Source organism: Sphingobacterium sp. UT-1RO-CII-1 (assembly GCF_026711005.1).
Classification (GTDB): domain Bacteria; phylum Bacteroidota; class Bacteroidia; order Sphingobacteriales; family Sphingobacteriaceae; genus Sphingobacterium.
In genome coordinates this window covers 27,196-38,409 of the sequence record NZ_JAPPVJ010000008.1, presented here as the reverse complement: position 1 = coordinate 38,409, position 11,214 = coordinate 27,196, and the positions used below count along the sequence as shown (strand labels likewise).

Here is an 11,214-nt window from a genome sequence, read left to right as displayed (position 1 = left end):
ATACTGGGGAGTAGTTCTAAATAACTTAGAACAACTCTGTTAATTCTTATAATTAAATAAGTAATTAACAAGGAAGCAAAACAAGAAGGCCTGGTGCCTATGAATTAATAATCCAAAGGGTATCTTACCAGGCGCTCACTTGCTCTCTTAGCTTCCAACTGAATTTCCTACGTTCGTTTCGCTTTTAGAGGCACTTTAAAGTGAGCACCTACTTTATATCATAGTATTTATGGTGCATCAAATTTATCAAATCATAATCATTATTTAAAATTACTAATCAAAGATAATAAATACTTTCATAAAGTCAACATATATGATGACTTTATGTAAATCTTTTTTCATGAGATTCGATTCATGAAGGAAATCACACAACAAGAATTTAAAGATAAGTTAGGGTCGAAGATATTTGAACTAAGAACAAAGTCGGGATTAACCCAAGAACAATTAGCTCACAAAATTGGAAAAGACAAACAGTTTATCAATAGATATGAGTTGGAAGGTGCTAATCCTACTGCATATAACTTATATAAGTTAGCCAGAGCTCTCGATGTAACCGTGGATGACCTACTAGACTTTTAACCACTTCCAAAAAACACAATACTATCTTAAAAATTTAAGTACAGATCTCGAAAGATTGACTTAGTTTCTAATCATTGACTTCATCCCACAAAAAAGTAAAACTAACCTGCTTCGTTTTGCCCGACAATCAGTTAGAAAGTAATATATAGTATCTATTAGAAACCAAATTCGACAGATTAAAACAGCCAAATACAATAGCATACTAGAGTTTTAAAAAAGTCCACTCTGCAATCTCCGAACAATAAAAATCTCACTACCATACACTATTAATTTTATACATATTTTCCCAAATGTGCTTCACTACTTTTTTTGTATAGTGAACAACAATAATTTAGTAACGTTGATCAACGAAAAGAGAAATCCGAAAATTTTTAAAAGGGTAGGAACTAATTTTTAATATTTAACAAAAATGAATAGTTTGAATGTAACAAAATTTAATGTTCAGGAGTTGGAGACAAAAGAATTGGTAGAACTTCAGGGAGGAATTGCATTATAGTTATTAGAAAAATTTGGAGAGTATTTGCTTAGCGAATTCATGAATGACCCTAAACAATTTACCTCTTCTGGATGGGACAGCACGCCATACGGGCATTACGGAGGAGCAAGACCGTAATATTTTGATAATTTTATATGCTAATAGCTGTAATATCTTTAATTTGCAGCCATCAGCATGCATATATTTAACATAACTTTGATGTTTAAAAATAAACTTATTCTTTTTTTTGCTTTTTTAGCGTTGGCGGTCCTTGCTCAAATTATATCAAGCGCAATTATTAATTTATTTTCTCCTCAAACCTTTGACCACATCCAACATATTCCCAGTACTAAACTGTTTGGAAGGCTTATGAATATGATTCTGATAGCCCCTTTAATAGAGACATTTATATTTCAGTTTTTAGGAATCGAAATAATGATGAGATTGCAAAAGTCTATTATATTTGCTGTAATTGTTTCTTCTGTAGTGTTTTCGATATGCCACACCTATAGTTTCCATTATATGATCTTTGTTTTACCTGTAGGGCTCACACTTGGGAGCTATTATGCCTTATTGAGAAAAGAAAATACATTCTTAGCTTATTTAGCTGTTTGTGGCGTACATTCGTTTGTCAACCTATTGGCCTTTATTGTAAACTATTCATAACAAAGAAATCGCTATATAAAAATACAACTAGAGGAGAATGGATTACAAGTACTTACAGCCTTTACAAGCTCAAAATAATTAGATTTAATAATTGAAAATGCAACTATTTATCTATAAAATATATTACGTTACTTTTTTATTTTATTCAAAACACGATGAAGAAACACCATGGATTAGGGCACAGATGGTATTACTTGGTTGCTTTGGTTCTTTAGCTGTTGGCTCTTTATATATCATTGGTTTACTATCCTTTACAAGGAATATTTTTCACATCCCAAATACATCTGGACAATTAACTAAATACATTTTTGTGTTTTTTTTATTATTTTCTATTTGGAAGGGACTTTCATATCTTCTCTATAAAAAAATGCAAATATCGAAGGTAGATGGTAAAAGCCCACTATTTGAGTTTACTCCAACAAAAAAAGATAACATACTGACACTAACTTATGTTTTAATGTCCGTCTTCTCTATTTTTTTTATTAAAGGCATTGAAGCAATTGTTTTGGCAGTTTATGACAAGACCTAGAGAAATTGGGTGTTTTTAAAACTTGCCATCTAAAATATGTTGACAAGCTGGTTAATAAGAAGCTCTTATCGTAGTGGGCAAATAAGAGCTTCTACATATGTTACATCTGAAGTAAGGAGAAATATACTCCTTAACGCCAAGTAGAGCTATATGAATTCTTATATTGCAGATGGATTACAAATCAGTTAGAAAGTAATAATAGTATCTATTAGAAACCAAATTCGACAGATTAAAACAGCCAAATACAATAGCACACTAGAGTTTTAAAAAAGTCCACTCTGCAATCTCCGAACAATAAAAATCTCACTACCATACACTTAGTTTGATACAGATTTTTCCAAATGTGCTTCACTACTTTTTTTGTGTAGTGAACAACAATAATTTAGTAACGTTGATCAACGAAAAGAGAAATCCGAAAATCTTTAAAAGAGTAGGAACTAATTTTTAATATTTAACAAAAATGAATAATTTGGATATAACAAAATTTGGTTTGCAACCCCTGAAATGTAACGAATTGTTAGAAATAGATGGTGGCTTTATTCTTGCATCTATAACAGCCATTTTAGTGGGGGGATTTATATTTGAGACCATAAATAATTATGATAAAATGGTAGAAGTCGCTAATGAAGGATATAGAGATGGGAAAAACGCTACAAAAAGATAAGGTGATTATGAAAGCAAATCTATCAAACAAATTAATTGACTTATCATATGATGAACTTATAGATACTTCTGGTGGTGGTATTTTCGGTGATAAAACCATGACAGAATGGAAACATTACGGAACTGCAACTGTCTTAGGACATATTGTTCAAGCATGTGAGAATGCTATAGCTAGTAATTGGGAAACAGCCAAAAACACACCCTATGGTCATCACGGGGGAGCAAGGCCCTAATATAAAACATTCTTGTACCAAGTTTAAACGCTTGGTACAAGAATCCATATACACGTATATTAACAATTAAAAATCTAATGAAAAAGTCGTATTTAGTACTCACCATACTCTTTTTATTTATTGGTTACTTATTAAATTCTGTATATAGGCCTTACATTTATAAAAATAAAATTATGGATTATGGTCTTGCTGATATTGGAAATAATTTAATATTTGTTCCAGGTGTTTATTTCCTACTGTTGTTAGTTAGAAACAAACCAATCACTAATTATTTCTTTGACATTATATTAATTCTTAGTGTATATATCGGGTTGGAAATATTCCAAATATTTAACTTTTTCCCTGGTACATTTGATTATAATGATATTAGTGGTCTATTATTAGGAGGCATCACAACCGCACTAATTACCAATAAGTTACACAATGCAAGTAATATTAATAATAGATTTTCAGCCTACAATTGCAAAAAAAAGATAAATTAAGCGCTTTCAGCACTCCTATTAATAAAGATGTTTTGTAAATAGCTATGAATACACTTGTCGGAAAATTAATGAAGGTAAATACAATAGCTTTGTATTTATTAGCCATTATTTCTATTTTAATATACGCCGTAATTCTAGGGTACTCATTTTCTGTATTATTGAAGAATGACTATAACCTAGGAGAAATCACTCGCGAAACAAGTGGGCTAGAAGGCTTTAAAACCTTTATTTTAGTTACTATAATAGCCCCATTTATAGAAACATTTTTATTTCAGTATTTGGTTATAAAAGGTTTACGTAGGATACATAATTTAAAGAATTCATGGCATCTTCATTTTTCAATTTCCGCCACACTATTTTCTTTATCGCACACTTACTCCTTGTACAATATGATTTATGCATTTGGCATTGGTTTAGTCTTGGCAATATTTTTTATAATCTTCCTCGAAAGAAAAGAAACAGCCTTTCTACATACTTTTTTTTTGCACGCTATATATAATTTTTTAGTCTTTGTTTCCAAAATATACTTCTAATACTCTTTTACAACACAAGCTATTTCTCACAGAAAACAGGATAGCTAATTAAATATGATGAAGCAATTGTTTTAGCTGTTTATGACAAGACCTAGAGAAATTGGGTGTTTTTAAAACTTGCCATGAAACTTAAAGGAGGTTTATCCTCAAAACTTCAATAAATCAATTAACATGTAGTTCGTAGGACGGATATGACCAAAAAAAAGCCATTCAGTAAACTGAACGGCTATGTATATTTTTTTGCTGATGCTCTCGTTAGAGCTTTTCTATCTCTTCTATAGATAAGCCCGTACCTTTAGCAATATCATCAATAGGCAACCCCATTTTCTTAAATTCTAAAGCGATAGCGATAGCTTCTTCTCTTTTTCCATCAGCTTTTCCTTTTTCCAGTCCGGTCTGCATTCCTTTTTCCAGTCCAGCCTGCAGGCCTTTTTCTCTTTCCTGTCTTTTGATTGTTTCTATTACACCCATTTGTATTGTGCCTCCTGTCACTTGATAAATGTATTGATCAAAATTACTATTTAAATCCTTATCTCGTATAAAAAGAAAACTTTTTAAAAACACTAAAAAGCTCATTATACGATCTTTACTATATTTATTGGTCTCGATTAGCGCACGCGCTATCGTACTCCGCTGCTCAGCAAGCTCCTCTTCAGCAATCTTATTTTCCGAAAGTGCTTTCTGACAAGCCAGTACAATATACGCAAAAATATTGTCCATAACAAGAAGCTCATCTTCCTGATGGTCAAAGATCTGATAGGTAAGATAACGGAACGTCAGTGAAGTGCCGAATACAAAATAGCTATATTCGCCAGGCCGGCCCTGCGCAGGTCCGCCTGTAAATACAGCAATGGTTTCCACCGGTACACGATACCGATCCAAAAGCCGGTAATGGTACTGAAACATGCGGTACGGAAAACCATCATCATTGCCTCCTTCGATCTCGGTATGCGCTAAGATCCACTTCTGGGTTCCGTCTTTCAGATACACTTTCACTAAAAGGTCAGCGATACGCCTACCCTTTTTACGTTCTCGGTCAGGCATGATCTCGAGCAGCTCTTTGTCCATAAAGGTAAGCCCTTTTTCGAAATCAAACATAGTATCTGCTTCAGGATACATAAAGCGGAGAAAGTCGGGAAAGTTCTCTTCAAAAATAGCCTTGAGAAGCTCATCGCTTTTCCTAAACGGCACACTTCTTTTGGTTAACTGACTCATAATTAAGATTATTTAATTAAATAAAGATAGTAAAAAAAGAAGTAAATTAACTTAAGTAACTAAAAGCTAGATAAATTATATATTTACACAATACATTTTAGATAATAATGATTCCAGACCTTTCAACTTTAATGATATAATCCGGTATATAAAACCCATTGTGCTTTTTATTGAAAAAGAATCCGCCATCAATAGTTGAGTCTTTCGCGTAGTCAATGATATAATCTGCTGGATCATCGTCTATCCGTTTTATTTTATAAAAACTGTTGACAATTTCTTCAATTGGAGTTGTACTGCCGGTGTTTCTTAGGTGTCAAACTTTTAAAAGCCCTTCCTCGTCTGAGGACGCATTCTTTTTATAGAAGACTTTAAAATAAGCAGTCCTTTCATTTATTTCCTCAACTTGAGCAGGGTGACTTTCACCAAATTGTTTATTATAAATGGTGTTTTTTAGCTGGTTAACAGCAGTAACGGTCTTCAACTCATTAGCCGCAAGGATATATTCATTGGAAATATAGTTCAATACCTGTTGTTGGGCATACAAACTATGACCAACAAAAATGACAACAACACTATGACAGTCCTAAATCTCATAAACTATTTAAACTTCGTTTTCAATATAAAATCCTTCGCAAAGGCTATTTTTTGTTCCGGTGTCAGATGGATTTCAACATAAGCATATAAAAAATTCTTTGTTAATCGTGATTTTGTATATATATATATACCATTGTGTTTTTTATTGAAAAAGAATCCGCCATCAATAGTTGAGTCTTTGGCGTAGTCAATGATATAGTCTGCTGGATTATCGTCTATCCGTAATATTTTATAAAAACTGTTGACAATTTCTTCAATTGGAGTTGTACTGCCTGCATTTTTTAGATGCCAAACTTTTAAAAGTCCTTCCTCGGCTGAGGATGCATTCTTTTTAGAGAAGATTTTAAAATAAGCAGTCCTTTCATTTATTTCCTCAACTTGAGCAGGATGACTTTCACCAAATTGTTTGTTATAAATGGTGTTTTTTAGCTGGTTAACAGCAGTAACGGCCTTTAGCTCATTCGCCTCAAGAATATATTCATTGGAAATATGGTTTAATACCTGCTGTTGGGCTACACAAGGTACTGCAGTTAACAGAGACAGTAATAGGATATATATTGTTTTTTTCATAACATTCATTTTAACAGGGTTTATTTGATTTGACTTTATTTTTTCCGTCACGTTTAATGGTTTTATTGCTATTCGTTTCGCCTATTTTTTGTTTACTCAGGTTGATTTCATTACCGTACAGTTTAAGCAGGGCATGTTCTCCAGCGGCTTGGTAATCTGCAGGTGTCGGTTGAAATATGTTTTCTAAATATTCGTTAACAGATTCTCTGTATTTTGTATTCTCCTTTTCTTGGATTTTCTTGTCAAAGAATGCATCCCTCATATAACTAAAATTGCGGGCATGTTTAATGGTAATCGTATAAATATAACCATTGCTGACCACTATAGATGCAAAGTTATCAATATAGTTGGTAAGCTGAATATTGGAAACCGAAGGATTATTGTACATCTGGTTCAATGAATGTGCAGCGTTATAGACATCAGATGGACTTGGTGCGCTACCACTTGGATGGTTATGGATAAAACCCATATGATAACCATTTGTTTGATCCCATCTTGGACTGATGTTGATACTGTTCCCTTCCCCTTCAAATTCTGTACCCACGGCAAACGAATTCGGCATGTTGGGGTTGTTTGAAATGAGATATGCTCCCCACTCCACATTCTTTCCCTTTATCCTGCTGATAAGATCTATAACAGCCTGCTTGGCCAGCAACTTATTAGCCTTGGTAGCGGCATCACAGTCGTCGTCGGTTTTATCCATCGGATTTGGATCGCCAGCGTTATTACCATCGTTCCCTCCACCTGTGCTACCCCCACCTTCACCATTTCCTCCAAAGTAATCATCGATTGTGCTCTCCTGATCTATGGGGTTGCACTGCAGTTCAAGCCGATCCCCACATATATCAGGAGCTCCTCCATTATTTATATCACCTACACACACCGACCCTACTTTTACCCATGCGCAGTCACTGCTTGTGGAAGTGGTAATCATCCCTTCTGCCGCAGGATGCTGAGTCCCCAGAACCCTTTCATTGTGTGCATATTTCGCAACTTTCACATCCCCTTTAAAAAAGTCCTCTAGTAATACTGTGCCCGTGAAACTCCTTGTGCTCGACAGGCTATCACTCAAAAGGGTAATCATCTCATAGTTATAATCGCCCGTCACACTATCTTTGTACGTGGCAAGAACTACCCGATGGGGTAACCACCCTTCACTCTCGTCCGTGGTCATGCCTTCGGAAAGCCTTAGCCGCACCGGAACAAATACTTTATTATTTTGTCTATAAGCTCGTTCCCAAAGAATGATCCTTTGCAAGGACTGTCTAAAATTGTAATTAGGTCGATTACCTGCGTAATAGGCCGTACTGTCCTTTTTGAAAAACTCCTTCACTGACCCAAGCTCATCTTGTCCAAAATCCTCCAAGGGAACCTCGATCTTGCTACAGGCATGTAAAGAAAACAATAGTGTTAGATAAAGTAGTAATCTTCTCATGTTTTAATGATTAATGTTATATTTATCGACTAAGAAAGGAAGATATAAGTATCTTGTCATTTTTTTTCGACCAACCCCTTTTTAACTTCGGCGAGTAGGCGTTTTTAAGCGATAAGAAATAGAATCAAACGGTTAAATAACATGACAGCGCTTTAGATGTGAAATGATGAGCATTGCCAAAAAGGTTAAGCAAAAAGTAAAAAATAAATAAAAAAGCGCCTGACAATCATGCCAGCTGCTTCTTACTATAAATGCAAATATCGAAAGTAGATGGTAAAAGTCCCCTATTTGATTTTACTCCAACAAAAAAAGATAACATACTGACACTAACTTATGTTTTAATGTCCGTCTTCTCTATTTTTTTTATTAAAGGCATTGAAGCAATTGTTTTGGCGTTTTAGTATTATCACTGGAAATAGTGAAAGATTTCCTAGAACCACGCAAACACGCACATAAAACACTGTAATACTAAACTTTAAATACATTATCACACTACAATTTATTATTTTCTTTTGAGGGTTTGTTACTATTAGTTATCTAAAAGATAATTCTATTGCATTCCCCAATCTTCTTTATTTCTGACCGCAAGAAAATATCTTTAGAATCCATGACTTTTGCTGTATACTCGACACTAATATCAATCAGTATATTATGGCAAATAAGACGATTCTACATTGAGAAAATATGGGGTTCAACACAATATAACTCATAATTTACATACTAGTTGTGCCAGTCTATAACAAAGTTGAAGCAACCTACGCTAAAAAGTTCAACATGTTAGAGCTTCTTTTTTGTAAAAGATACGTACGGAAAACTTTAAAAGATCTAAGAAGTAGATTTACCCCTTGGTGGAGTCGGGAATATGGAAAGGTTTAAAAAATTTAAAGAAGTAAGTTGCTCCCTACTTCTTTAAATTTTCTCACCACTACATAGGGTAATAATTGCCATCATCGATAGTAACAGTAAGCGCAGGCCCACTTTCTGTGGCTACAACTAGAGAAACACCGCTACACCTCACTACTGAAGGCGAAGGATCTATCGAACCAGATGCTATGAAAAATCCGGAAGGATGTCCCCCACTTCCCGTTACATGCATCGTATAAGTGTACGGAGAAAGATTAGAGTGCATAGTATTATTCTGAACAGTTACCACTAAGTTTATCCCTACACTACTTGTTGGAATAACTATAACAGTATTTGTTTGGTATAGCGAAGAACTACCACTCACAGGCGAGAAAAATGTACTCCCTACAACAGTAAAAAGTACAAGTAAACAAACTTTTAAACTTTTTAATTTTTTCATGATTTATAGATTTTAATTAAAACTGATTATTAACCAGTTAACAAACAAAAGCTTAATTTGTTTTATGAAAATTTATTGGTGCCTCCTTTCTCATAATTTAGTCAAGCTCTTCGTCTATGTTACGAAAGCATTTGGTGCGCTACGAGATAGCTACCTGCAAAAACTTTATGTAAAACTAGACAAACTGGTTCATGGCTCACATCGAATCAAGTCATAACATGAAAGTATAGAAAAATGAAAAGACTGATAGTTTGGTAACAATAGCGTAAAATCCTTATTTTTAGTCCATTCATTTAAATTCTTATGGAGAGCCTAATTTAACAGAATACAACGATGCCTAAATATCTGTTTGACCCTCAGGATATGGGAGAATATATTGATGATTTAGCTCTTGCAATAATTTCGTTCAATAATACTATTACTCTTTATGATGCAAAAATTATGGCAAAAGTTGGTATAATTAATACAAACTACAGAAATTCAATATATGGTACACCATGCATATCAACTCAATAAAAAAACAAGGTTCATTTTCACCTTCTTTTTAATTCTTATTTCTACTTTATCTTTTGGGGTGCCAAAATATTTTGTTATTGAAGAAGATAGCCCAAAATACGATATAAGAAAATATGTATTAAACACAGAAGATACATACGGCTACCAAGGAAAGGTAGAGCTCTATAATATACTTTCTACAGCTGTCAGGCCAGAGTTACAGGATATTATACTTTTTTCGATTTTACCTGACTTTGAAAATACAGAAAACTGGGAAGAAATTGAGCAAGAAATTATAAAAGAGAATCTCCTAACAACAAAAGAGCTTTTCGATTTAAAGGAAATTTCTCTCTTTCAACGATTTGATAAGTTATATGGCGAAAAAACAAAGTTTTTTAATGAATACATCTTAGTCTTAAAAAAAAACGACAAGTATTTTGCTGCAAAACACTGCCTTTTACAATTTTTTGCAGTCCGCAACCGAACAGATATTTTCCCTAATTTCTATGGAACAATTAATATACTACAGAAGCCTGTTACCATCACATCTTTTAAAAAAGTTTTCCACGAGCAATTTAAGGATGAGGTTTTTCCTTTGGAAACTTGGTCAGTCCCCTATTCCAGCTTTGATAGACTTAGAGATAGAAGAGAGTTTTTATCCAAAAAGTTTGAATATAATGGCTATTGGGCGTATCAATTTTGGACATATACAGATTGGCATGAACCAACATATTTTTATGAAATAGATAGAGGTATTGACAGGTTTGTCTATATTCCTGAAAAAGGAATAGTTGGTGGTTCTTTTGATTTTTACTTTTATTTTCATCGTAAACAATTCGGATTTACAATAGCTGATTTTAAACAAAATATGTATGAGGAAAAAGTGATGCTGGCGCAGGAATTGGAATAAAGAATATGACGACTTTAAATGAACATCCTAATAAAGTTATTATCGACAATTATTGTACAGCATATTTTCACAGAAGAGAAATTCCTAAGTCATTTTTTTAGAACTTCATCACGCAGGTAAACATCCCAAGACCTTTTTTCCAATATTGAAAAAAGATAAGCAAATTATTTTTAAAGCTTATTTAGCAAACGACATACGGGCAAGTATATTAGGTAGCTCCTGCTGTAATATTATAACACTACAATTTATTATTTTCTTTTAATAGTTTAGTACTATTAATTATTTAAACGATAATTCTATTGCATTCCCCAATCTTCTCTATTTCTGACCACACAAGATTTCTTTAGCATCCATGACTTTTGCTGTATACTCGGCACTAATATCAATCAGTATACTATAGCAAATAAGATGATTCTGCTTTGAAAAAACACGGGGTGCAACACAATATAGCCTATAATTTACATACTAGTTGTGCCAGCCTATAACAAAGTTGAAGCAACACACATAGCGTCTTTCTTTTCCATACTCTAAG

At 33.5% G+C, this 11,214-nt stretch carries 11 protein-coding genes; 6 read left to right on the top strand and 5 right to left on the bottom strand.

Features of this window, described 5'->3' with window-relative positions; translation table 11 throughout:
* The first annotated feature begins 354 nt into the window (after positions 1-354).
* From ORI89_RS16185 to ORI89_RS16165, 5 genes are all read left to right on the top strand, one after another.
* Positions 355-579 (top strand): helix-turn-helix domain-containing protein, encoded by a 225-nt coding sequence (locus tag ORI89_RS16185; RefSeq protein ID WP_268231557.1) that lies wholly within the window; start codon positions 355-357, stop codon positions 577-579.
* 694 nt (positions 580-1,273) lie between these two features.
* Positions 1,274-1,720 (top strand): CPBP family glutamic-type intramembrane protease, encoded by a 447-nt coding sequence (locus ORI89_RS16180; protein WP_268231556.1) that lies wholly within the window; start codon positions 1,274-1,276, stop codon positions 1,718-1,720.
* A 367-nt stretch (positions 1,721-2,087) separates the two neighbouring features.
* Complete coding sequence (locus ORI89_RS16175) at positions 2,088-2,249, top strand: hypothetical protein (RefSeq protein ID WP_268231555.1); 162 nt, start codon at positions 2,088-2,090, stop codon at positions 2,247-2,249.
* Between the two features lie 460 nt (positions 2,250-2,709).
* Positions 2,710-2,913, top strand: coding sequence for a hypothetical protein (locus tag ORI89_RS16170; RefSeq protein WP_268231554.1), 204 nt, complete (start codon positions 2,710-2,712; stop codon positions 2,911-2,913).
* Between the two features lie 7 nt (positions 2,914-2,920).
* On the top strand, positions 2,921-3,145 hold the full coding sequence (locus ORI89_RS16165; RefSeq protein WP_268231553.1) for a hypothetical protein: 225 nt from the start codon (positions 2,921-2,923) through the stop codon (positions 3,143-3,145).
* Between the two features lie 1,270 nt (positions 3,146-4,415).
* Here the strand turns inward: ORI89_RS16165 and ORI89_RS16160 are convergent.
* The 5 genes from ORI89_RS16160 to ORI89_RS16140 form a co-directional block, all read right to left on the bottom strand.
* Entirely contained in the window at positions 4,416-5,375 is a 960-nt protein-coding gene (locus tag ORI89_RS16160) for a hypothetical protein (RefSeq protein ID WP_268231552.1), read from the bottom strand.
* 313 nt (positions 5,376-5,688) lie between these two features.
* Positions 5,689-5,919: a hypothetical protein gene (locus ORI89_RS16155; protein WP_268231551.1), complete on the bottom strand. Its 231-nt coding sequence runs from the start codon at positions 5,917-5,919 to the stop codon at positions 5,689-5,691.
* A gap of 53 nt (positions 5,920-5,972) precedes the next feature.
* On the bottom strand, positions 5,973-6,539 hold the full coding sequence (locus ORI89_RS16150) for a hypothetical protein (protein WP_268231550.1): 567 nt from the start codon (positions 6,537-6,539) through the stop codon (positions 5,973-5,975).
* 10 nt (positions 6,540-6,549) lie between these two features.
* The gene (locus ORI89_RS16145; protein WP_268231549.1) at positions 6,550-7,974 is read right to left on the bottom strand and encodes a hypothetical protein; all 1,425 of its coding nucleotides are present in this window, start codon (positions 7,972-7,974) and stop codon (positions 6,550-6,552) included.
* Positions 7,975-8,899: 925 nt separating this feature from the next.
* On the bottom strand, positions 8,900-9,277 hold the full coding sequence (locus ORI89_RS16140; RefSeq protein ID WP_268231548.1) for a hypothetical protein: 378 nt from the start codon (positions 9,275-9,277) through the stop codon (positions 8,900-8,902).
* Between the two features lie 487 nt (positions 9,278-9,764).
* Here ORI89_RS16140 and ORI89_RS16135 point away from each other — a divergent pair, with 487 nt between their 5' ends.
* On the top strand, positions 9,765-10,682 hold the full coding sequence (locus ORI89_RS16135) for a hypothetical protein (RefSeq protein ID WP_268231547.1): 918 nt from the start codon (positions 9,765-9,767) through the stop codon (positions 10,680-10,682).
* Positions 10,683-11,214 lie beyond the last annotated feature (532 nt).